Origin of the sequence: Bacillus sp. RE35 (genome assembly GCF_052146655.1) — a bacterium.
Classification (GTDB): Bacteria; Bacillota; Bacilli; order Bacillales; family Bacillaceae_G; genus Bacillus_A; species Bacillus_A cereus.
In genome coordinates this window covers 3,989,881-4,013,443 of sequence record NZ_CP197377.1, presented here as the reverse complement: position 1 = coordinate 4,013,443, position 23,563 = coordinate 3,989,881, and the positions used below count along the sequence as shown (strand labels likewise).

Here is a 23,563-nt window from a genome sequence, read left to right as displayed (position 1 = left end):
GAGAGGCACGAATTCTCTCCCTTCCATGTAGGAAGAAAAAAGGGGGAAGGAACATGCAAACATCTATGGAACCAGCAAATGGGTTAAACCATTCAAAGCATAGAAAAATGGCAACCATGTTATCAATCATTCCAGGCGTGGGCCAAATGTATAATAAACAATTTGTAAAAGGTCTTATTTTTCTAGTATTAACAGGTTCATTTATTGTAGCCTTTGCTGATTTATTAAATATGGGATTATGGGGTATTGTAACGCTTGGTACAGAAGTTCCACGTGACCATTCTGTCTTTCTATTAGTAGAAGGAATCTTGGCCCTTATCGTTATCGCTTTTGGGCTCGGCATATATGCATTTAACTTATACGATGCATACCAAAATGGAAAGAAACGTGATATCGGAACACCGTTAAATTCTGTAAAAGAGCAATACCGTAATTTGTTAGATCAAGGTTTTCCTTATTTAATGGTTTCACCAGGTTTTCTACTACTTATCTTTGTTGTCGTATTTCCAATCATCTTCGTAATTTTAATTGGATTTACAAACTATGATTTATATCATTCTCCTCCAGCAAAATTAGTAGATTGGGTGGGCTTTAAAAACTTTATTGATATTTTCACTTTACCGATGTGGAGAGAGACATTTGTAAGTGTATTCTCTTGGACTGTCATTTGGACATTCGTTGCAACAACATTACAAGTTGCGCTTGGTATTTTCTTAGCGATTATCGTAAATCAGCCCGGTATTAAAGGAAAGGCAATTATTCGAACAATCTTCATTTTACCGTGGGCGGTTCCAGCATTCGTATCTATTCTTGTTTTCTCTGGTATGTTTAATGAAACATTCGGAGCGATTAACAATCAAGTATTAGCTTTATTCGGAATTGAAAAGATTGCTTGGATGACAGATCCATTTTGGGCGAAGATTGCTTTAATTATGATTCAAACGTGGCTTGGGTTCCCGTTTATCTTTGCGATGACAACGGGTATACTGCAATCGATTCCGGGAGAATTATATGAAGCGGCTACAGTAGATGGAGCGACAGCTTGGCAACAGTTTCGTAAAATTACATTGCCACTTGTGTTATATGCAACAGCACCAATATTAATTACGCAATATACGTTTAACTTTAATAACTTTAGTATCATCTATCTATTTAACGGTGGAGGTCCTGCTGTAGCTGGACAAGACGCAGGTGGAACGGATATTTTAATTTCATGGATTTATAAGTTAACGATGACTTCAGCGCAGTACGGAAAAGCAGCAGCTCTTACAATGATATTATCGTTAATCGTTATTACAGTTGCGTTATGGCAATTTAAGAGAACAAAATCATTCCAAGAAGAGGATATGATGTAAATGAATATTAAAAGACAGAAGATGTTACGTCTCTCATTAAGTTATTTAGTTATTTTCGTAATGTGTGCCATCATTTTCTATCCGTTATTATGGATTATTGGCTCATCGTTTAATCCGGGTGATAGTTTATCTGGATCAAGTATTATTCCACAAAATGCAACGTTAGATCATTATCGTAAGTTATTAGATCTAGAGAATAGTAATTACTTACTATGGTATAAAAACACATTAAAAGTAAGTGTTTTAACGATGATTTTCTCAGTGTTAGCAATTAGCTTTACTGCTTATGCATTTTCGAGATATCGTTTTGTTGGAAGAAAAAATGGTTTATTAACATTTTTAATTCTGCAAATGATTCCAAACTTTGCAGCGTTAATTGCTTTATACGTATTAGCTCAATTAACAGGATTAATTGATACACACCTTGCATTAATTTTAATTTATGTAGGCGGGGCTATTCCGATGAATACATGGCTTATGAAAGGGTATTTTGATACGATTCCGAAAGAACTAGATGAATCAGCTCGAATGGATGGAGCAGGGCATTTTCGTATTTTTTGGCAAATCATTATGCCACTTGCAAAGCCAATCGTAGCGGTTGTAGCGTTATTTACTTTCATTGGTCCATTTACAGATTTCATTTTAGCGAGTATTATTTTGCGAACACCAGAAAATTATACTTTAGCAGTTGGATTATATGAAATGGTTGCGAAGAAATTCGGTAATGAATTTACAACGTTTGCAGCGGGTTCTGTGTTAATTGCGATCCCAATTTCAATTTTATTCCTATCACTACAAAAATACTTTATTTCTGGTTTAACAGCTGGAGGTACAAAAGGATGAAAAATGGGACATTACGTCCCATTTTTCTTTTCATCTCCCTATAAATAAGTTTATAGGGAGATGAAAAGAGATTTGACATCACATGTGAAAAGAAGTGAAATAAATAGTATATTATAGTATAGGAAAAAATAGCTATATCCCTTACAATACATGAAGAGGGAGAATAGGATTAGTTTTGCAAGATATAAGAAATGAAAGTTTATGACTTGCAATGAGTGCGAGATAAAATATATGAAAAATGGCAGAGAAATGAGAGGAGGGGGATTTTTATGACAGTTACAATTAAAGATGTGGCGAAGCAAGCGAATGTTGCACCATCAACAGTTTCTCGTGTAATTGCTGATAATCCAAGTATAAGTGAAAAGACAAAGCGCCGTGTTAGGAAAGTGATGAGTGAATTAGGGTATCATCCCAATTTAAATGCGAGAAATCTTGCGAACCAAACGACGAAAACACTTGGTCTTGTTATGCCAAGTTCTGCAAGTAAAGCTTTTCAAAATCCATTTTTCCCAGAAGTTATAAGAGGGATTAGTTCATTTGCACACGTAGAAGGTTATGCGCTTTACATGTCGACAGGTGAAACGGAAGAAGAAATTTTTAATGGTGTCGTAAAGATGGTACAAGGACGCCAAATTGGTGGCATTATTCTTTTATATTCAAGGGAGAATGATCGGATTATTCAATATTTACATGAACAAAATTTCCCGTTTGTTTTAATAGGAAAACCATATGATCGAAAAGATGAAATTACATATGTAGATAATGACAATTATACAGCTGCAAGAGAAGTGGCAGAATATTTAATTTCATTAGGGCATAAACAAATCGCGTTCATTGGTGGTGGATCAGATTTACTTGTAACGAGAGATCGTTTAGCTGGTATGAGTGATGCCTTGAAATTAGCAGACATTGTATTACCAAAAGAATATATTTTACATTTTGATTTTTCGAGGGAAAGTGGTCAACAAGCTGTTGAGGAATTAATGGGACTGCAGCAACCGCCAACGGCAATTATGGCAACGGATGACTTAATTGGACTTGGTGTGTTAAGTGCTCTTTCTAAAAAAGGATTTGTTGTACCGAAAGATGTTTCTATTGTAAGCTTTAATAATGCTTTATTATCGGAAATTGCGAGCCCTCCACTTTCGACAGTTGATGTGAATATTTATCAGCTAGGATATGAGGCGGCAAAAGCTTTAGTTGATAAAGTAGAGAATGCAGAATCCACTGCAAAGTGTATCATTATTCCTCATAAATTACTAAAACGTCAAACTTGTGATCATTATGCATAAAAAAGCTAAGAGTTTAACTCTTAGCTTTTTTCATTAGAAAGGCTTCTAATCGGTCGCAGCCTTCTTTTAAAGTTTCGATACTATACGCATAGGACAAGCGAAGGTAGCCTTCACCGTATTCAGAGAATGCTGTTCCAGGAACTACAGCTAGTCCCGCTTCTTTGACAAGATCAAGTGCAAAATCAAATGATGAAGATGTCAAATGACCAACATATGGGAATAAGTAAAATGCACCTGTTGGCTTTTCAACTGTTAATCCCATTTGAGTGAGTCTATTATATACGTAATCACGGCGTTTTTTATATTGGTGGCGCATCATTTTTGGTGCGTCTTTAGCTGCTGTTAATGCTTCAATTGCAGCGTATTGAGCGATTGAAGTAGCACACGTTACATTGTATTGATGAACTTTTAATATGTGTCCTGCTAAATAGCTTGGTGCAAATAAAAGTCCAACACGCCAGCCAGTCATAGAATGTGATTTAGATAAACCGTTAATGACAATTGTCTTTTCACGCATTTCTGGGAAATGTGCGATAGATGTATGCTTTTGTTCATATACAAGCTCACTATAAATTTCATCTGAAAGGACGAAAATATTTTTATCTTTTAAAACATCTACAATATCTTTTAGCTCTTCTGTGGATAAAGTTACACCAGTTGGATTAGAAGGATACGGTAGTACGATACATCTTGTTTTTTCTGTAATAGCATTTTTAAGCGCTTCAGCTGTTAAACGAAATCCAGTTTCACGAACATCTACAAAAATAGGCGTTGCACCGCATAATCGAATAATGGGTTCGTAACCTGGATAAATAGGAGCAGGTAAAATTACTTCTGTTCCTGGCTCTAAAATCGTTCGGAATGCAACATCAATTGCTTCGCTAGCACCGATTGTAACGATGGTTTCGTTTTCAGGTGAGTAATGTAAATCGTAGTTATCTTTTACGAAGTTACAAGCTGCCTTACGTAATTCTAGTAAACCAGCGTTATGTGTATAGCTTGTATAGTTTTCTGTAATAGCCCGTTTTGCCGCTTCTTTCACGAGAGAAGGTGTAGGGAAATCGGGTTGTCCAATTGTTAAAGAAATCAAATTATCATAGTTTTGAATCATGTTAGAGAATTGACGGATTCCAGAAATTTGGATATCCTTCACTCTAGGGTTAATGAATTGTTCCATTGTATCTCCCTTTCTTCCGTTTGAAAATTAAGTTCATTTTATCATATTTTCTATGATTACGCTTTGTATATGTTATTTAGAAAGAGAGAGAAAAGAGAAAAAAAGCCGCTATAAGCGACTTTTTAATATCCGTATTCCCAATCTATTTCATCTTCATTCCAGAGTACAGAGGATACCTTGCCAAGGTGAACAACTGATTCGTTCACAGCACATGTGCAGTTTTCTTCTCCCGCTTTATGCTGTAACTCTTCATATACTGATTTTTCAACATTTTCTAGAACAACCAAATTTTCTTCTTTTAAAACAAGCGTAGTACCCGCCATATTTATCTTCCTCCTACTAAAGTAATGATCACTTATTTGTAAACATAGATAGTATGGATTATATGCTGTATTTTGCTATAGTTGTCCGTCTAAAAAAGTATTTTTATATTTTCTTTGTAATCCGTATTCATTGTATACTGCACGAAGGAAATTTGGTACAGGGTTTACAATCATTTCGAAAATCTGTAACAATTATTATGAGTTGTTAACAAAGAATTAACAAATATGTTAAGAAAAATCAAAATTTTAAAACAAATACACCTATAAAATGATATAATCATATCAAAATACATATAGGGGATGAGAGGTTATGGAGCTTATCCGTGATTTATTGATTCAAATTGCCATCATAATTTTGCCACTATTTTTATATGAAGCGATTCGTTTAAATCGCTATCAAGAAATGCCTCCGAAGCCAAATCGTTACTTTATTATGTTTTTATCTAGCGTTACGCTCGTTCTCTCCATGACATACTCTATTTGTTTTGGCAATGTGTGTGGGTATAACTTTCACCCCATTCCAATTGTCAGTGGTTTTTTATATGGTGGGATTGTTGGTTTAATCCCAGCAGTTATTTTTGTTGCATACGAATGGTTACTAAAGGGAATGAGCTTTCTTCCAGTTTTAGAAGTAATATTTTTATTGATAGTTCCGCTATTTTTATCAAAGAAATGGTCTCTTTTTTCAAGGGATAAGAAATTAATTTTAGCATTTATGATTTCATCATTTTATGTGCTTGTTTCTTTAGTATTAGGCATGATTAATGTTCTTTTGGAAACAGGATTTACACCGTATATTTCGCAAATATATAGCGGATTTATATTTGCCTCGCTTATCATGGTCATGACAATGGTATTTCAGGTGTATTTAACTGAATATTTAAATGAAAATGCATTGCTACGTACAGAGATGCAAAAATCAGAAAAGCTTAATATTGTAAGTGAGTTAGCAGCAAGTGTGGCACATGAAGTTCGAAATCCACTAACTGTTGTTCGTGGATTTATCCAATTGCTAGAAAGTACGGAAGATGTGAAGAATAAGGATTATATGCGTCTCGTATTAGCTGAATTGGATCGGGCGGAACAAATTATTTCAGATTACTTAAATTTAGCAAGGCCGCAAATTGAGAAAAAAGAACACATTTGTTTATCAGCCCAATTAATAGAAATGACCACTCTCATGTCGTCATTTGCAGCGATGCAAGGTGTATATTTACAAGTTGAAATTTCAGAAAGTCTTTATACGATTGGTGATAAGACAAAATTGAAGCAAGCTATTATGAATGTTGTTAAAAATGGTATTGAAGCAATTCAAGGAAATAAAGGATATTTAAAAGTAACAGCTATTCAAAAAGACGAAACAATCATAATAAGAGTTAAAGATAGTGGTGTTGGTATGACGAATGAACAGTTAGCAAGGCTTGGGCAACCATATTATTCTTTAAAAGAAAAAGGGACAGGATTAGGACTTATGGTAACATTTAGTATTTTACAAGCGCATAATGGTACATTGGAATATAAGAGTGAAAGTGGAAAAGGCACTGAAGCAATTATTATATTACCAGCTGTACAAAATAAGGAATAAAAGTTACCGATGAAAGGTAACTTTTTATTTTATATTGTTTATTCATTTGTTTTTTCTTGTTTTGCTCGGCTAAATAAACTTTTAAATGATTGAAAGAAGCTTTGCTCTTTTGAGGCAGCAACCATTCTTTTTGTTTCTTGAATTTCTCGAATAACTTGCATAAGCTGTGCATCACGGTTACTGTCTTTATTATAAATTTGACTAACAAGTTTATTCATTTTTTCTTCCTGTTTGGATTCTCGTTTATACATATGATTCATTAATAAGTCCATCTTTTCTTTTTGCAGTGCATCTGTTTGAGCGGCGTGATCGACTAACTCTTGAAGCATTTTTTCTTGAGAGCCTTCTTTTACATAAACTTGTTGCATCAATTCGTCTAGTTTCTCATCCTTTAAACGATTTTGTGTAATTAAAGTAGAATTTTGATGAATAATTGCCTCATTTAATTGAGCTAGCATTTCAAGTTTTAACATGAACTCCTCAAAGTTACGCCCATCTTCTTTTTCTTTCGTTTGTATCTCTTGCTTATCTTGTATAACTGGTACAGGTGGGGCCTCTTTTTCTTTTAAAATAATCGGTATCGTTTCTGAAATATCTTCTTGTAATGTAGCAGCTCTTTCGTGTATAGATTTCAATAATTTTAAATCATCAAGTTTATAAATACGAGCATCAGCTGTTTTGGAAATCATATAACCATGTTCTTCCAACAGTTGACTATATTTGCGAACTATATGTTTTGGGATGCCTGTTTTATTCGTGACATCTTTCGTTTTATAGGTAGCTTCCATCATATTTCCTCCCCAAAAAGTATCGTATATATCATTTCAATCTTTTATGAGGACTTCCTTTGAAAAAGAATGTCGGAAGGCTATTAGTTTTCTACAGCATTAGTGAAAAAATGAAAATTTTTGGCGGAATGGCAAGGAATAACTAAAATAATGTCTGAAAACATATACAGGAGAAGTTTGTTATAATAACGGAGGAAAAGAAACTGGTAGAAACATGGAGGTATACATGAAGCAATTAAAAGGTATTATCATTTCAATTATCGCAATTCTGTCTATTTTAGTAGCAGTTTATGAAGTACTTGTGCCAGAGGAAACAAGTGTAAAGAAAACGAATACGTATGATCAAGTGTTAGAATTTCCGAAAGAACGTTATCCAGAGACAGGAAAACATATTACGGATGCTATAAAAGAAGGGCATTCAGAAGTTTGTACAATCGATCGTGGTGGTGCTGCAGATAGAAGGAAATTGTCGTTAGCACCATATCCATCAAAAAAAGGGTATGATCGTGATGAATGGCCAATGGCGATGTGCAAGGAAGGCGGAAAAGGAGCACATATTGAATATATAAGTCCAGCGGATAACCGCGGAGCAGGTTCTTGGGTAGGGAATAAGTTAGATAAATACCCAGATGGTACGCGAGTAAAATTTGAAGTGAAGTAGTAGTTGTATATTTCATAATGAAGGAGAAGGGGAACTATGGAGTTAACGATTTCTTATTCGCAATTAATGTTGATGAACTATGACGGTGAGCAGCCTTATGTAGATTGGACTGATGAAGATTTTGAAAGAGGTTATGCTAAGGCAGATGGAACTGTTATTTTTGAAGCACTTTCTGATTATACTTGTGAAGTGAAAGTGACCCCAGGGAAACATATTGAAAAAGAAGAAGTAGTTAGAACGATTACGGTTCCTTTTACAGTTGAAAATGAAAGTATCGTTATAACGAGTATTCTTTCTAATAAATTTCAAATACCTATTCCAAATGGTGAGTATACAGTTGTATTACAAGCAATTCCTCTTGAAGAGCCAACGGATGATGAATTATATAAAATACAATATGAATTCTTTTTTGAAAGTAAAGAATAAAAAATGGGTTATCCTGAGAAAAGGATAACCCATTTTTGTTATGCGTTTGTTTTTAAAAGGGAACGAGCATCTTTCGCTGCTTGCACCATATGTTCTAAAGCTGGAATAACTTCTTCTGTTCTTCTCGTTTTTAAACCACAATCAGGATTAATCCAGAAATATTTAGGATCACATACTTCTAAAGATTGTTCTACGATTTTATACATTTCATCTTTACTCGGTACACGTGGGCTATGAATATCATATACACCTAGGCCGATGCCTTTTTCATATGTTGTATGTTTTAATGTATCAATAAATTCTCCGTGACTTCTTGATGTTTCGATAGAAATTACATCTGCATCTAATGCGCGAATCGCGTCAACAATATCTTCGAAGTTACTGTAACACATATGAGTATGAATTTGTGTTTCATTTGCTACAGAAGAAGTTGCTAAAAGGAAGGATTGTACTGCCCATGTAATATAAGCATCCCAATCTTTTTCTTTTAGTGGCATTCCTTCACGAAGTGCGGGCTCATCGACTTGGATTACTCTAATTCCGGAAGATTCAAGTAGTTCAATTTCGTGACGAAGAGCTAGTGCAATTTGATACGAAACTTCTTTTCTTGGAATATCATTTCGAACGAAGGACCAATTTAAAATTGTAACAGGTCCGGTTAACATTCCTTTTACAACTTTCTCTGTTAAGCTTTGCGCATAAACTGTTTCCTTAATAGTCATGCCGTTAATAAAGGCTACATCACCATAAATAACAGGTGGTTTTACGCAGCGGGAACCGTATGATTGTACCCAACCGTTTTTAGTGAATGAGAAACCAGCAAGGCGCTCACCAAAATATTCGACCATGTCAGTTCTTTCAAATTCACCATGTACAAGGACATCAAGCCCAATTTCTTCTTGGTAACGAATCCATTTTTCTGTCTCTTTTTCAATAAATTGTTCATATTGTTCATTTGAAATAACACCGTTACGCCATTCTTTTCGCGTTTGACGAACTTCAGTTGTTTGCGGGAAGCTACCAATAGTCGTTGTTGGTAATAGCGGTAACTCTAGAGCAACTTGTTGTAATTCGTATCGTTTTTCAAATGGAAGAGGACGTGAAAAATCTTCTTCTTTTAGTGCTGTTCGTGCTGCTTTGACATCTTCTCGGTTACGTGCAGCAGATGAACGAATTGTATGATGTACGTTTCGATATGTTTCCAGCTCATTACTAATGCTTTCTGTACCTTGAGTGAGAGCGGAATGAATAAGAACTAATTCTTCTAATTTTTGATTTGCAAATGCTAACGCATCAAACAGCTCAGTCGATAAGTGAGTTTCTTCTGTTTTATCGATTGGTGTATGCAATAAGCTACAAGAAGGCTGAACGATGATATCTTTCGTTTGGACTTGTTTTTGTAACGTTGTAAATAACTCAAGAACTTCATCAAGGTCAGCTCTCCAAATGTTACGGCCATCTATACAACCGACAGCTAAAGTTTTATCAGCTGGGAATCCATATTTTGAAATAGCATTTAGATTACCTTCTTTACCATGAATGAAATCTAATCCAATACCGGATACCGGGAATGTAATAATTTCTTCATAGTTTTCTTCTACGCTATCAAAATATGTTTGTAAAAGAAGAGTCGCATTTGGAACTTCTTTACGAATAGCTTCATAAATTTCTTTTGCTTGTTGAACTTCTTTTTTAGTTAAAGAAGCGAAAATCGGTTCATCAACTTGAATGGCTGGTGCACCAGCTGCATGTAGTTCTGAAAGCAGTTGTACGTAAGGTGCAACTAACTGTTTTAAAATGGTAGGAAATTGTTCTTGTGTATAACCTTTAGCTAATTTTAAGAAAGTATATGGTCCTAAAATAACAGGCTTTCCATCTACTCCTAATTCTTGTTTTGCCTCTTCGTATAAGCGAAGTGGACGATTATCTTTTAAAGAAATTTGTAATCCCTCTTCATATTCAGGAACGATATAGTGATAGTTTGTGTTAAACCATTTTGTCATTTCGGAAGCTACGTGATCTTTAGAGCCACGCGCCATTGCGAAATATACATCAAGGTAAGATGTAAACTCAGAAAAACGTGATGGAATAAATCCTAGCATATAGGCAGTATCCAAAACGTGATCATAATATGTAAAGTCGCCAATTGGAATGAGTTCAATCCCTTTTTCTTGCTGTACTTTTACGTGTTGAAGGCGAATTTCTTTCATTGTTGTTAAAAATTGTTCTTCATCGATTTTATTGGACCAAAAAGCTTCCAATGTTTTTTTCCACTCTCGTTGTAGTCCGATACGTGGATAACCTAAGTTACTTGTTTGAATTGCCATTTTAAATTCCTCCCTAATTGAAAGTAAGCATTTCCGTTTACTAGGAAATACCTATAACAAAAAGTACAAAGACATAGAAAATAAGCCTTCCTTTTTGTTTTAACACCTCATCATCATCCGTGAATCTATCAGTGTTGTTAAAACAGGCAGGTCTCCTGACTTATGCTTCATATAATTTCTTTCACCTTCCCGTTTTCACAGTGGCACCAAAAAGAAATCTCAGCATTTACAGTGGCGGGACCGTGTTGGAGTTTCACCAAGCTTCCCTTTTAAACACGAAACGAAACTTTCGTGTACCTATTTTCCTTTTGAAAGGAATTTAACAAGCGATATGATATTGAAACAAATTTTAACATAATTTTTGGAATTTTGTCTACTGTTTTAAAATAAGAAAATTCTAAAGTTTTTATTTCTTAGTATTCTGACTTTTTATATTCTGGAGTAACTAATAATATTACAGTATGAAAAGAGAAATTGAGCTATGAAAGAAGTAGGGATGTCTTCTTTCATAGTTCAATCTTCATCTATAGCAACTTCTGAAAGTTGGCCTGCTATAGCATCTTTAAGGAGGGTGTTTAGCCATTGTAATTCAACTGTAATATGCTCAATTACACTTTGCAAAATATATAGTTGTGCACGTGGAACCTTTCCTTTATTACAATCATATATCGTTTGCATAGTATGTAAATATTGAAGAGTATCGTTTTTCTTTTTTTCTAAAATAGGAACTAATTCGTGATCATTGCTAAAGTGAGCGAAAGATAAGGCTGAATAAATAGGTTTATATATTTGGTTTTTGGCTTCGAATTGTTTTAATAGTAAAGTGTGGAATAGTTTTTTGCCTTCTTCTGTTATATGAAAAATCGTTTTGTCAGGTCGATTTGTGTCTCTAATTACATTTGTAATATGAATTGCCCCTTGCTTTTCTAATTGCTCGAAGGCGTAATAAAGTGATCCTTTAGCATATTTAATGTAACAATCCATTTGTCGTTCTTTCATAATATGCTGCACTTCATATGGATGTTTATCTCCTTCGAGTAGTAAGCCGAGAATGACTAATTTCATGCTCATGCTGTCTCAACTCCTGTATATAAAAACTTTATACATATTATAAACGGCATATCTTTTTTCATAAAGGGATATGCCGCTTCTTTTTTATATTAACTAACTTGCTTTTGTTTTTCTTTCTTTTTAGGGCCTGTAAAGAGGCGTTCATTTCCCATAAGTAAAATACAAATAATACTTAGTACAGCCGGGATGAGTGCCCAGAAGAATGTGTTCGCAATAGATGTAGCGAGAGCTTCCTTAATACCCGCTAATATTTCAGCAGGAATTTTTGCGGTAGCGCCTGGTGATAATAAGAAACTTGTGTCTCCGCCTTTTGGAGCTAATTTTGCTAGTTCAGGGGGGAATACAGAGTTTAGTTTATCTGTAAAAATATGATTTTGAATTGTACCAAAAATCGTTACACCAAGAGTCATACCGAGTGATCGGAAGAATGAGTTTGTTGATGTCGCCGAACCACGGTCCCGCATTTCCAACTTGTGAATAGAAGACATACTTAATACTGAGAATGAGAAACCAACACCAAGCCCAGCGAGAATCATAAATAGTGTTACGAGTAAACGAGGTGTGTCCATTGTTAAAGTACTTAATAAATAAATACCAAGAACGAAGAAGACACCAGATACCATCATAATGTTACGATAGCTTGTTCGAGAAGCTAATTGTCCTCCCGTTTGACTTCCAATTACAGAACCAACCATCATTGGTGTTAAAATTAATCCAGCATTAGAGGCGGAACCTCCAAGGACGCCTTGAATGAAGATTGGAATATAAACTGTACAGATAATGAAAGCGGCACCATAGAAAAAGGCAACTCCTTGACTAGCTGCGAATAAAGGTTTTTTAAATAGATGGAATGAAATAATAGGCTCGGTTGCTTTTCGTTCTACAAAGAAGAAAATAATAAGCGTAATAACTACTGTTGTAAATAAGCCAATAATTACAGTAGAATTCCAGGCATATTCCTTACCACCAAGTTCTAATGCGAACATTAAGCAAACGATACTTATGACAAGTGTAATAGCACCAGCCCAATCGATTTTTTGTTTTCTAAATTCTAGAGACTCACTGTAGTATTTAGTAATGAAGAAAAAGGAGATAAGTCCTAATGGAATATTGATATAGAAGACCCAATGCCAACTTATATAGTCTGTAATATAAGCACCTAATAAAGGACCGAATACACTAGATGTCCCGAAAACAGCACCGAATAGTCCTGTCATCTTCCCGCGTTTTTCTGGTGGGAAGATATCGTACATAATTGTGAAGGCGATAGGCATAAGGGCACCACCACCGATCCCTTGAATAGCTCTATAAATACTTAATTGCTCAATGCTTGAAGCTGTTCCGCAGAGCGCAGAACCGAATAAGAAAAGAATGAGGCCACCAATATAAAAACGTTTCCGCCCGTACATATCAGAAAGTTTCCCGAAGATAGGCATCCCTGCCATTGTTGCTACCATATAAGCTGATGTGACCCAAACAAACTTATCAAATCCTCCCAGGTCTCCAACGATTGTTGCCATTGCGGTTGCAACGATTGTATTATCCATTGCGGCCATTAATATACCAAGCAGTAAACCAGCAACAACAAATTTTGTCTTGTTGGCTTCTTTTTTTAATGGTTGAGTTTCCAAATATAACCCTCCTTTAGAAATAAGTAAACTATATTAAATTTTGAGTGCAGTGGATAAAAAATTTAAATGTATAGTTGATGTTAATTTCTTTTCCATAAGTGCACTTATATGCCATAAAGAATATTATAGTCAAATTTGACTATAAGGCAAATTTTTTCTTCCGTCAAAATATTCTTTCGTATGAGTAGAGAACGAGTGAGCCATACGAATATTGCTATGAAGGGAATGAAGTAAATTGTAAAAAAATTTCATAAAGAACACCTTCTGTTAATAGATGAAAAATGGTTTTTTCTTCATATTGTCGAATAGGATAAAAGGAAGAGAAATATTAAACATTGCTTGTAGCAAGCTTTAGGAATTTGGGGAATTCATTGTGTGTATGTTACATCTGAAATGAGGTGAATATATATTATGAAAATATGGGGACGAATTTCGGATACAGGAAAGTATTCAATACCGCTACAACCAGTATTGTGGATTGACGGATCGAAAAAGGAAAACGAATTTCCTCAAGTAGCCGTTACATTACAAATTGGTAGTATGTATACAGAACAATTTTCGTATGAATTGACCTACGATGTAAACGACATACTTATTATGAGAATTGAAGTGGAAAATAAAGGGGTAGAAATGATTTCGAGAGTTGTTGTAAGTCATATGATTCGAGATTACTTTGCTTATATTCCTAATTCTTTAAAAGTTGATAAGGGGATAAGTGAGTTTTTATTCCAGCTTGTTAGATGGCGAATTGATGATTTGTTACCGAATGAGAAGGTGGAACTACGTTGTAAAATAAAAGCTAATAAAGATAAAGCTCTTAAACAAACATTCTTTCAGGCTACATATACATTTCAAGATAAAGAGATATCATATGGCCCACTGCAAACAAATGAAGTTGTTGTGCGTCAATGATAAAAAGGAACCTGTACAAAAGGTTCCTTTTTTAGTGAAGGTTGTGTTTTTTGAGTATTTTCTTTTGCTCCATTCCTTTTTTTCCTACATAGTTATTTTTGTAGCCAAAGTATAGAATAAATAAAAATGAAACAACATTAACAATAGCGTCGATTTGATCGTTTGTAATAAAGTGTATCCCGAAAGAGGTAAATAATAATTTTAATGATAATAGAAAACCAGCTAGCAAACGCATAGCATCTGATAGATTCTCTTTTTGTAGCATATAGATTACTCCTTTCTATAAAAGTTATATATTATATATATGAAATAGAGTAGAAAAGGTATACAAGCTTAAGCAGAAATGTACATTGCATATGTACATTTTTTATTTTGTAGAAAAACATTATTGATATAGAAACATATATTGGTATAAAAGGGGGAACAGTATGAAACATAAAGGAAAAATTAGTGGATTATTGCTTGGCAATACTGTGGCAGTTACAGAATGGATTGCACTTCAGGATGTAATTGCAAAACTGGATTCACGATCATTTTATACCGTCTTTATTATTTATATATTGCAAATGATACTAAGTTATTATTTTGGACATTGGTACGATAAAAGAACAAACGAGCGTATGGGTATGGAAGTAGGAGGAATGGTAAGCAATGATTTTGTTGTTGATTTTTTTGGGAAAGTAGCTGCTTTATCTGAAAGAGATTCTCGTAATATTACAGTGTACATTCTTTCTGTAAAAGAATGGGAAGGGTTAAAAGACACGTTGCAAGAAAAAAAGTTGGGAGTGTTAGTACAAAAATTAGAGAGTACCATTGTAAAGACAATTCGGAAGGGCGATGTTGTTACAAAGTGGGATGAAAATAAGTACGTTATTGTAGCAATTGATAATGGTCATGAAACATCAACAATAACAAAACGATTAATGAAAAATATTGAAAGTGAAATAGAAGGTGATTTACTCAGTGTCACTCTTTTATTTGGAGCAGCTAGCTATCCAGTAGAAGGAAAAACGTTTGAAGAACTGTTGAGAAAGTCGCAAAATCAATTGTACCAGTATAGAAATTTGCAAGAAAATGAGTGAAGCTTTGATTTGAAGATATATGATAGGAAGATGTTTTATTTGTAACATTTTTTTGACTTTTATTACAAAAAACGCCACGTTTGTAATAAAAGTCTTTAAAAATATATGAAATAAGCATATAATTATGATGGTAGTGCCAATGCAATTTGCACAGTGTGTTTTATTTTAAAAGTGTAGAGGAAAGCAAGCTCTACACTTTTCCTTTTTAGGAAATGAAAAGAATATTTGTAAGTTGTTGCGAGATATCGATTGTACTGTGTAAAATGAACAAAGAGATTAATTGATAGAAAGCTGGAAAGGGAATGATAGACGTGAGAGCGGAGCGATCACCTTTTATCAGGTGAACTATTATAGTCTTATTAAGACTGAGGTGAAATTCCGTGGATATTAAAGTAATACATAGTGTGAACAGGCCTTAAAAAACACGAAGTAGTATACTTAAAAATGGATATGGAATTGCTAAATAATTCAAAAAGAATAATGTAATATCAAGTAATAATTTGTACAAACAATATTAATGATCTTCGTAAAAAAGATGCGAGTGTATAGAACAATTACATATTTTATAACTTTTTTATATTACACGATGGTCGTTTATAAGTAGGAGGAAGAGATGTTGAAATATAGTAAATTAGCAATTGTAACTACATTATCAATGATTTTATTAGCCGGTTGTTTCGGTCCGAAACCAGAAGAAGAATTATATGTAGCGTTTGAAAACGCTGCTAAACAAGAAAAAACAATGTTTGAAGATGCAAAAAAACTTGAGACTTTAGAGAAAGAAGGACAAGAATTATATAACCAGATTGTTCAAGAAGGAAAAGATAATAATCAAACTGTTAAAGAAAAACTGAATCAAGCAGTGAAAAATACAACTGAACGAGAAAAAGTGCTTACAAAAGAAAAAGAAGTTTTAAATAAAGCGCAAGAAGAAGTGAAGTCAGCTGATAAGTATGTGAAGAAAATTGAAGATAAGAAATTGAAAGATCAAGCTGATAAAGTGAAAAGTACGTATGAGAAACGCCACGATTCATTTAATAAAATGTATGACAGCTATAACAAATCTTTAAAACAAGAAAAAGAGTTATATACAATGTTACAAGATAAAGGTACTAAATTAAAAGATATTAGTGAAAAAGTAAAAGTAGTAAATCAATCTTATAAGGATATTGAGTCAGAAAAAGATAAATTTAATGAATTTACAAAGTCTTATAATACAGAAAAAGTAGCTTTTTATAAACAAGCAAATATTAAAATTAAAGAAGAGAAAAAATAAAACAGTTTGGCCTACACTTGGCCAAACTGTTTTATTTTTTTGTATAAGTACGACTATACCATGGAACAGGCTCACTTAATTTTTTTTCTTGTTTTAATGCTTCAGGACCAATATAATCTTGAAGTGTTTTTTTTGCTACTGTTAAAGATAAGGTTGTTTTCGGATTTCGATAGGAGGATTCAAGATGACCAAGATGCGGTAGAATTCGAAAATCTTCTTTCGTAGGAGGGATGTGGAAAAAATAATCGCCTAAACGTATAAGGACATCAGATTGTTGTTGGCTAAAACGTGGGTTTCTAGAAAAATGCAATCCTTCTTTAATTGCTTTTTTTTCAGCAATCAAACGTTCTAAAGCTGTCTTTTTTAACCAGTATAAATATTTAGGATTAGTAGCTGCTTTAGCATGACGATTCACAACGAAAATAGATTGAGCTAGTCGATTAATAGAATGTTGGTTTTGTAATTGAGATTGTGGTTGTGAAGGTTTCATATTGAATCTCCTTTCAATTTTTCATTATTATACCATAAATAAAATAGGTATTTATTATACGCAAAAAGTGATTGTATATATTTTCAATATTAAAGCAATATTGTTACAAAAAACAACTATTTTGTATAATAGTAATAGAATATGTTTTTGAAATTTGATAATGAAAGAGTGAGAAGTTTGAAAGAAATATTAAAACAACAGTATGCCATTATAGATATTGGATCTAATACAATGCGTTTAGTTATTTATGAAAAGCAAAATGGAGGTTTTTATAAAGAGATTGAAAATACGAAAGTTGTTGCTAGGTTAAGGAATTACTTAATTGATGGTGTATTGAATGCAGAGGGAATAGAAGTATTATTACAGACATTATTTCAATTTCAAGAAAGTACAAGATTCCATCAGTTGCATCATGTACTTTGTGTTGCAACAGCAACAATTAGACAGTCGGAGAATCAAGAGGAAATTAAAAAGCTTGTTGAAGGACAAACGGACTTTACTCTTAGAGTATTATCAGAGTATGAGGAAGCGCGTTACGGATACCTGGCGGTTATGAATTCTACATCGTTTTCAGAAGGAATAACGGTAGATATTGGTGGGGGAAGTACGGAAGTTACATACTTTAGAAATAGAGAGATTTTAGAGTACCATAGTTTTCCTTTTGGGGCACTTTCTTTAAAGCAACAATTTATTAAAGGTGATATTCCTACTAAAGATGAGTTAGAGGGAATGCAACAGTATTTAGAGTTTCAATTTCGAACGTTACCATGGTTAATCAATAAGAAATTGCCTCTTATTGCAATTGGTGGTAGTGCTAGGAACTTAGTAAAAATCCATCAAAATTTAATATGTTATCCTATAGCAGGATTACATTTATACAAGATGAAAGAAGAAGATGTTGAAAGTGTAAAAGAGGAATTGGAAAAATTGTCGTTCATAGAACTTCAGAAATTGGAAGGATTAGCAAAAGATCGAGCAGATACGATTATTCCAGCGGTTGAAGTATTTCATACACTTGTTCATGTTATAGAGGCACCGGCATTTGTATTGAGTAGAAAAGGGTTAAGAGAAGGTGTTTTCTATGAAGAGTTGACAAAAGATTTGGGGATTTCATATTATCCGAACGTAGTTGAAGAAAGTTTGCATTTACTATCACATGAATACGAAATGGACATGGAATTTGTTATTCAACTTATTAAACATGGAAGACTAATTTGCAAACAACTTGAGGAAATAGGGCTTATTTCTATGTCAGTAAAAGACTGGGAAGTGTTCCATCAAGCTGCGAAAGTATTTAATATAGGCAAATATATAGACGAAGAAGCAAGCCGTTTACATACGTTTTATTTATTAGCGAATAAGACAATTGATGGCATGATGCATAAAGATCGAGTAAGGCTAGCGCTTATTGCATCGTATAAATCAAAAATGTTATTTAAACAACATTTATCTCCATTTGAAGGTTGGTTTGATAAAAGCGAACAAAAAAAAATCCGCCTGTTAGGAGCTGTTTTACAATTTTCAGCTACTTTAAATGTAAGGCAACGATCGCTTATTGATACCATATCTATAACAGAAAGCGAAGAGGGATTAACGTTTAAAGTTTTATGTGAACAATCGGCATTAGCAGAAAAAGTACAAGCTGAAAAACAAAAAAAACAGTTAGAAAGAGTATTAAAAACGAATATTAATTTATTATTTGAACTAAAACATTAGGGTTGTACGGATGTCTTTACGAAAAATTTACACTTTGTAATATTGTAATTTGATAAAATGAAATTAACTAAATTATAGTAAAAAAGTTTCAAGGGGAAGTGTGAAGAGAATGGAATTATTGAAGGGGAATGCAGTAAATTTAAATGATACAGCTTATTACAATAATCGAGAGTTAAGTTGGTTAGCATTTAATGAACGTGTCTTACAAGAAGCGCAAGATGCAAATAATCCACTTTTGGAAAGATTGAAATTTATTAGTATTTTTAGTTCGAATTTAGATGAATTTTTTATGGTACGTGTAGCGGGATTAAAGGATCAAGTGAGTGCTGGATTTAATCAACCAGAAAATAAAGCTGGCTTAACACCGAAAAAGCAATTAAATAAAATTGCGATAAAAGCCCATGCACTAATGACAGTACAATATGATACATTTAAAAATTATGTATTACCAGCGCTTGAGTTAGAGGGAATTGAACGTTTAACATTCAATGATTTGACGAAAGAGCAGCGAGAATTTATAGAAGAGTATTTTGACGAGCAAATTTTTCCGGTGTTAACTCCTGTAGCTATTGATGCATATCGCCCATTTCCAATGTTATTAAACAAAAGTTTGAATTTGGCTACTCTTTTATATGATGAGAAGCAAGCAGAAGAAGAAAACAGGACGAAGTTAGGGATTGTGCAAGTTCCTTCATTACTTGAGCGCTTCATAATTTTACCGAGTGAAGGGCAAAAGCATAAATTTATTTTATTAGAAGACGTAATTAGTAGCTTTACTCATAAATTATTTACGGGATATACAGTATCATCTGTTACTCGTTTCCGTATTACACGCAATGCAGATTTAACGATTCATGAAGAAGGTGCGAGAGATTTATTAAAGGTAATTGAAAAAGAATTAAAAAAGCGTAAGTGGGGGGCTGCTGTACGTTTAGAAGTTGGGAAAGAACACATTGATGAAAGAGTATTAGCGTTATTATATGAGGTTCTGGAAGTAAAAGATGAAGATGTATATATAATGGATGGCCCATTAGATTTAACATGTTTGTTTTCTTTATATAAAAAACTAGCTCCTTTATATGAACATCTTGTATATCCAGCTCTTATTCCGCAACCGCCTCAAGATTTAGGTGATGAAGAAGATGTATTTGAAAAAGCAATTGAGCATGATATTTTATTACATCATCCTTTTGAATCATTTCAGCCGGTAGTTGATTTTGTCCGTGATGCGGCAGACGATCCGAATGTACTTGCGATTAAACAAACGTTATATCGTGTAAGTGGTGATTCACCGATTATTCAGGCGTTAAAGATAGCGGCTGAAAAGGGAAAACAAGTGACGGTATTAGTTGAATTAAAGGCAAGGTTTGATGAAGAAAACAATGTTCACTGGGCTAAAGAATTGGAACAGGCAGGCTGTCATGTTATTTACGGTGTCAGTCACTTGAAAACACATAGTAAAATTACGCTAGTTGTAAGGAGAAAAAACGGAAAAATCGAAAGGTTCGTACATCTCGGAACTGGGAACTATAATGATGCAACAGCGAAGTTATATACTGATTTTGGATATATTACATCAAGAAAAGATTTTGGGGTCGATGCAACCAATTTCTTTAATTATTTAAGTGGTTATACAACAAAGCCACATTTTCATCATTTATCGGTTGCTCCATTTGATATAAGAGAGCAATTTATGGATTTAATAGATGAAGAAATCCGTTATCATAGGCAATATGGAAATGGATATATTATCGCTAAGATGAATTCATTAACAGATAAACCGTTAATAAAAAAAATGTACGAAGCATCACAAGCTGGAGTAAAGGTAGAGCTCATTGTTCGAGGAACATGTTGCCTACGACCTGGTATTCCAAATGTAAGTGAAAATATTCGTGTAGTTAGTGTTGTTGGAAGATATTTAGAACATAGCCGTATTTATTATTTCCATCATAATGGGGAGGAGAAAATATATTTATCTTCAGCTGATTTGATGACGCGAAATATGGAGAAGCGAGTGGAAATATCTTTCCCGATATTAGATATTGAAATGAAGGCACGAATTAAGGCGATTTTACAGCTTACATTAGCTGATAATGTGAAAACACGTGAACAAAATAAAGATGGTGATTACTATTATGTTATTAATGGTAGTACAGAAGAAATTGATAGCCAAGTGAAGTTGTTTAAGATGGCGTATCAAAATACAGACGCTGAATAATGAAAAAAAGTAAAAACCTCTTATGTCCATAAGAGATTTTTACTTTTTTCTACTCATATGCTCCAACAATAGAAGGATGAGTAGAAACAATAGTTTTATTATAAGCGTGTAATGAGATGGCTCGTTGAGAGAATAATATTTGAAAGAATCGTTACTTTAACCTAGTAATAGTAGGGTTGCTGACATGGTCCACCGTAACAAGGATAAGGTGCTGGCGGCGGGAAAGGTGGTGGATAAGGTGGATAAAATGGTCGAGGGCCGAAAGCTAATGCTCCGCCGAGCAATCCACCAGCAATTCCAGCTAGAAAGGGAACGCCAAAAAACGGGAAGAAGCGTGAGTCGCCTACTGGACCAATAGGTGCTGAACGGACTGGAATTGGTTGATAATATGGATACATGAACATACCTCCTTTATTGGACTCACTTTTATCATATGGTAAACGAAACATGGATGAGCGCGTACAAGAAAGGATATGTAAGAAAATAGGCGAATTATTACGAATGTTGGAGTGTGAAAATTGTGATTTCAGGTTTTGACATGAAACGAAATGGGACACGTGTTCTTCCGAGGCCTCGATTGACATAGAGAGTTAAATCCTGCATCGTATAGAAGCCTTCAATATAGTCTTTGGCGAGTGATGGTGTAATAATAGCCCCTAAAAAAGGAATTTGTACTTGTCCGCCATGGCTATGACCAGAAAGTTGCAAGTTGATTGGATATTTGGAAATTTGCGGCGCGATATCTGGCTCGTGAACAAGAACGATGTTATAAGTATTTTGCCGTGCATGTTGTAATGTTTTCTCTATTTTTGGTTTGCCTAGTAGTATATCATCGAGACCGAAAATAGAAATTTCACTATTATCCATTAGACGAATTCTTTTTTTACTATTTAGCAATAGTTCAAATCCTGATTCACGCATGATGTGCTCATAGTATTCAGTTCCATATCCACCGTGATCATGGTTACCATAAATAGCGAATTTACCGAAGGGGGCTTGTATATTTTTTAAAATGGACGCGACAAAAGGAGTGTCAGTATACGTTTGATAATTATCAATGAGATCTCCGGTAAAAAGGACAATATCTGGATTTACAGCATTAATTTTAGAAACAACTTGAGATAAATGTTGAAGCGAGAAATAGTATCCGAGATGTAAATCGCTGAATTGAAGAATTTTCATACCATGAAAACTTTTTGGGATGAGTTGTGATTTTAATGTGTGCTGTGTAAAAGAAATGAAATGGGGTTCTATATATTTAGCATAGTAGTATCCGATGCCACTGGTTATAAATGAATAGAGACAAGTACGCATACCAATTTTTAAAAAATTTCTTCTTGTAATGTGCGTCATAAAAATATGAGTATACCTCAATGTTTTTATTCCATTTACAGGCTACTCAAATCTCCTTTCAGTTTATTTAAAAATATACTTTACATAATAAAAAATTAGTATAGATTACGAAAAAAATGAATAAAAAGAAAATTCTTTACATTAAAATATCAGAAAAGTTTAAAAATATAAAGATTTCTATTAAATAAAGTGATAAAATGAATGTGTATTCATTTTTTTGGAGGGGATGTATGTGAAAGAAAAGGTAGTTATTATAACAGGTGGATCGAGTGGAATGGGAAAAGGAATGGCGACTCGCTTTGCAAAAGAAGGGGCACGAGTTGTTATTACAGGACGTACAAAAGAAAAACTAGAGGAAACAAAGTTGGAAATTGAACAATTTCCAGGGCAAGTATTACCTGTACAAATGGATGTAAGAAATACGGATGACATTCAGAAAATGATTGAACAGATTGATGAGAAGTTTGGTCGAATTGATGTTTTAATAAATAATGCAGCTGGAAACTTTATTTGTCCAGCAGAAGATTTATCCGTGAATGGCTGGAATTCGGTCATTAATATTGTATTAAACGGTACATTTTACTGTAGCCATGCTGTCGGAAAATATTGGATTGAAAAAGGTATAAAAGGGAATATCATTAACATGGTAGCAACATATGCATGGGATGCAGGTCCAGGAGTTATTCATTCGGCTGCAGCAAAGGCAGGAGTATTAGCGATGACGAAGACGCTCGCTGTTGAGTGGGGACGTAAATATGGAATACGAGTTAACGCTATCGCTCCAGGACCAATTGAACGTACGGGCGGTGCTGATAAATTATGGATTTCAGAAGAAATGGCTAAGCGTACGATACAAAGTGTTCCGCTTGGAAGGCTGGGTACGCCAGAAGAAATCGCTGGTCTAGCTTATTATTTATGCTCAGATGAAGCTGCGTACATAAATGGAACTTGCATGACAATGGATGGAGGACAACATTTACATCAATATCCATTTTAAAAGGGATAAAAAAATGAATGTTTGATTCATTTTTTTACGG

At 34.0% G+C, this 23,563-nt stretch carries 22 protein-coding genes and 1 riboswitch; of the genes, 12 read left to right on the top strand and 10 right to left on the bottom strand.

Annotated features, from left to right (window positions below; genetic code table 11):
• Positions 1–53 precede the first annotated feature (53 nt).
• The 3 genes from malC (at position 54) to malR (ending at position 3,490) form a co-directional block, all read left to right on the top strand.
• The gene (gene malC / locus ACTL4X_RS20320; RefSeq protein WP_001194993.1) at positions 54–1,355 is read left to right on the top strand and encodes a maltosaccharide ABC transporter permease MalC; all 1,302 of its coding nucleotides are present in this window, start codon (positions 54–56) and stop codon (positions 1,353–1,355) included.
• Positions 1,356–2,198, top strand: coding sequence for a maltosaccharide ABC transporter permease MalD (gene malD / locus ACTL4X_RS20315; RefSeq protein ID WP_001022608.1), 843 nt, complete (start codon positions 1,356–1,358; stop codon positions 2,196–2,198).
• A gap of 269 nt (positions 2,199–2,467) precedes the next feature.
• On the top strand, positions 2,468–3,490 hold the full coding sequence (gene malR, locus ACTL4X_RS20310) for a maltose operon transcriptional repressor MalR (protein WP_000219053.1): 1,023 nt from the start codon (positions 2,468–2,470) through the stop codon (positions 3,488–3,490).
• 13 nt (positions 3,491–3,503) lie between these two features.
• On the opposite strand, the gene ACTL4X_RS20305 is transcribed toward malR, so the two are convergent.
• Positions 3,504–4,667 (bottom strand): aminotransferase A, encoded by a 1,164-nt coding sequence (locus ACTL4X_RS20305; protein ID WP_000434578.1) that lies wholly within the window; start codon positions 4,665–4,667, stop codon positions 3,504–3,506.
• Between the two features lie 122 nt (positions 4,668–4,789).
• On the bottom strand, positions 4,790–4,990 hold the full coding sequence (locus ACTL4X_RS20300; protein ID WP_000929280.1) for a hypothetical protein: 201 nt from the start codon (positions 4,988–4,990) through the stop codon (positions 4,790–4,792).
• Between the two features lie 310 nt (positions 4,991–5,300).
• Between ACTL4X_RS20300 and kinB the strand changes: the two genes are divergently transcribed.
• Positions 5,301–6,575, top strand: a complete 1,275-nt coding sequence (gene kinB / locus ACTL4X_RS20295) for a sporulation sensor histidine kinase KinB (RefSeq protein WP_000420370.1) — start codon at positions 5,301–5,303, stop codon at positions 6,573–6,575.
• A gap of 38 nt (positions 6,576–6,613) precedes the next feature.
• Here the strand turns inward: kinB and ACTL4X_RS20290 are convergent, their stop codons facing one another.
• The gene (locus ACTL4X_RS20290) at positions 6,614–7,363 is read right to left on the bottom strand and encodes a DUF3967 domain-containing protein (RefSeq protein ID WP_000388471.1); all 750 of its coding nucleotides are present in this window, start codon (positions 7,361–7,363) and stop codon (positions 6,614–6,616) included.
• A gap of 226 nt (positions 7,364–7,589) precedes the next feature.
• Here ACTL4X_RS20290 and nucA point away from each other — a divergent pair, with 226 nt between their 5' ends.
• A complete protein-coding gene (nucA, locus tag ACTL4X_RS20285) occupies positions 7,590–8,024 on the top strand; it encodes a DNA-entry nuclease (RefSeq protein ID WP_000811494.1) in 435 nt (144 codons plus the stop codon).
• A 36-nt stretch (positions 8,025–8,060) separates the two neighbouring features.
• A complete protein-coding gene (comJ, locus tag ACTL4X_RS20280; protein ID WP_000424030.1) occupies positions 8,061–8,450 on the top strand; it encodes a competence protein ComJ in 390 nt (129 codons plus the stop codon).
• Positions 8,451–8,488: 38 nt separating this feature from the next.
• Here comJ and metE read toward each other — a convergent pair whose 3' ends face one another.
• The 3 genes from metE to ACTL4X_RS20265 form a co-directional block, all read right to left on the bottom strand.
• Positions 8,489–10,777, bottom strand: coding sequence for a 5-methyltetrahydropteroyltriglutamate--homocysteine S-methyltransferase (metE, locus tag ACTL4X_RS20275; RefSeq protein WP_001007608.1), 2,289 nt, complete (start codon positions 10,775–10,777; stop codon positions 8,489–8,491).
• 128 nt (positions 10,778–10,905) lie between these two features.
• Positions 10,906–11,093: riboswitch (cobalamin riboswitch) on the bottom strand.
• Positions 11,094–11,290: 197 nt separating this feature from the next.
• Positions 11,291–11,848, bottom strand: a complete 558-nt coding sequence (locus tag ACTL4X_RS20270) for a PadR family transcriptional regulator (RefSeq protein WP_000062061.1) — start codon at positions 11,846–11,848, stop codon at positions 11,291–11,293.
• A gap of 89 nt (positions 11,849–11,937) precedes the next feature.
• Positions 11,938–13,479: an MDR family MFS transporter gene (locus ACTL4X_RS20265; protein ID WP_000449912.1), complete on the bottom strand. Its 1,542-nt coding sequence runs from the start codon at positions 13,477–13,479 to the stop codon at positions 11,938–11,940.
• 411 nt (positions 13,480–13,890) lie between these two features.
• Between ACTL4X_RS20265 and ACTL4X_RS20260 the strand changes: the two genes are divergently transcribed.
• A complete protein-coding gene (locus ACTL4X_RS20260; protein WP_000708120.1) occupies positions 13,891–14,391 on the top strand; it encodes a hypothetical protein in 501 nt (166 codons plus the stop codon).
• A gap of 31 nt (positions 14,392–14,422) precedes the next feature.
• Here ACTL4X_RS20260 and ACTL4X_RS20255 read toward each other — a convergent pair whose 3' ends face one another.
• Positions 14,423–14,656 (bottom strand): SPP1 phage holin family protein, encoded by a 234-nt coding sequence (locus ACTL4X_RS20255; RefSeq protein WP_000939448.1) that lies wholly within the window; start codon positions 14,654–14,656, stop codon positions 14,423–14,425.
• Positions 14,657–14,819: 163 nt separating this feature from the next.
• Between ACTL4X_RS20255 and ACTL4X_RS20250 the strand changes: the two genes are divergently transcribed.
• Both ACTL4X_RS20250 and ACTL4X_RS20245 read left to right on the top strand, forming a co-directional pair.
• Positions 14,820–15,473: a diguanylate cyclase domain-containing protein gene (locus ACTL4X_RS20250; protein ID WP_033696418.1), complete on the top strand. Its 654-nt coding sequence runs from the start codon at positions 14,820–14,822 to the stop codon at positions 15,471–15,473.
• Between the two features lie 613 nt (positions 15,474–16,086).
• The gene (locus tag ACTL4X_RS20245) at positions 16,087–16,749 is read left to right on the top strand and encodes a YkyA family protein (protein WP_000922498.1); all 663 of its coding nucleotides are present in this window, start codon (positions 16,087–16,089) and stop codon (positions 16,747–16,749) included.
• A gap of 31 nt (positions 16,750–16,780) precedes the next feature.
• Here ACTL4X_RS20245 and ACTL4X_RS20240 read toward each other — a convergent pair whose 3' ends face one another.
• A complete protein-coding gene (locus ACTL4X_RS20240) occupies positions 16,781–17,239 on the bottom strand; it encodes a YkyB family protein (protein ID WP_000804864.1) in 459 nt (152 codons plus the stop codon).
• A 141-nt stretch (positions 17,240–17,380) separates the two neighbouring features.
• Here ACTL4X_RS20240 and ACTL4X_RS20235 point away from each other — a divergent pair, with 141 nt between their 5' ends.
• Both ACTL4X_RS20235 and ACTL4X_RS20230 read left to right on the top strand, forming a co-directional pair.
• Entirely contained in the window at positions 17,381–18,955 is a 1,575-nt protein-coding gene (locus tag ACTL4X_RS20235; RefSeq protein WP_441394946.1) for a Ppx/GppA family phosphatase, read from the top strand.
• Between the two features lie 109 nt (positions 18,956–19,064).
• Positions 19,065–21,173, top strand: a complete 2,109-nt coding sequence (locus tag ACTL4X_RS20230; protein WP_000421680.1) for a polyphosphate kinase — start codon at positions 19,065–19,067, stop codon at positions 21,171–21,173.
• Positions 21,174–21,334: 161 nt separating this feature from the next.
• Here the strand turns inward: ACTL4X_RS20230 and ACTL4X_RS20225 are convergent, their stop codons facing one another.
• Together ACTL4X_RS20225 and ACTL4X_RS20220 are read right to left on the bottom strand one after the other, a co-directional pair.
• The gene (locus tag ACTL4X_RS20225) at positions 21,335–21,571 is read right to left on the bottom strand and encodes a hypothetical protein (protein WP_000283738.1); all 237 of its coding nucleotides are present in this window, start codon (positions 21,569–21,571) and stop codon (positions 21,335–21,337) included.
• 97 nt (positions 21,572–21,668) lie between these two features.
• Positions 21,669–22,526: a metallophosphoesterase gene (locus ACTL4X_RS20220; protein ID WP_002026257.1), complete on the bottom strand. Its 858-nt coding sequence runs from the start codon at positions 22,524–22,526 to the stop codon at positions 21,669–21,671.
• Positions 22,527–22,758: 232 nt separating this feature from the next.
• On the opposite strand from ACTL4X_RS20220, the gene fadH reads away from it, so the two are divergent.
• On the top strand, positions 22,759–23,523 hold the full coding sequence (fadH, locus tag ACTL4X_RS20215) for a 2,4-dienoyl-CoA reductase (protein ID WP_000660913.1): 765 nt from the start codon (positions 22,759–22,761) through the stop codon (positions 23,521–23,523).
• Positions 23,524–23,563 lie beyond the last annotated feature (40 nt).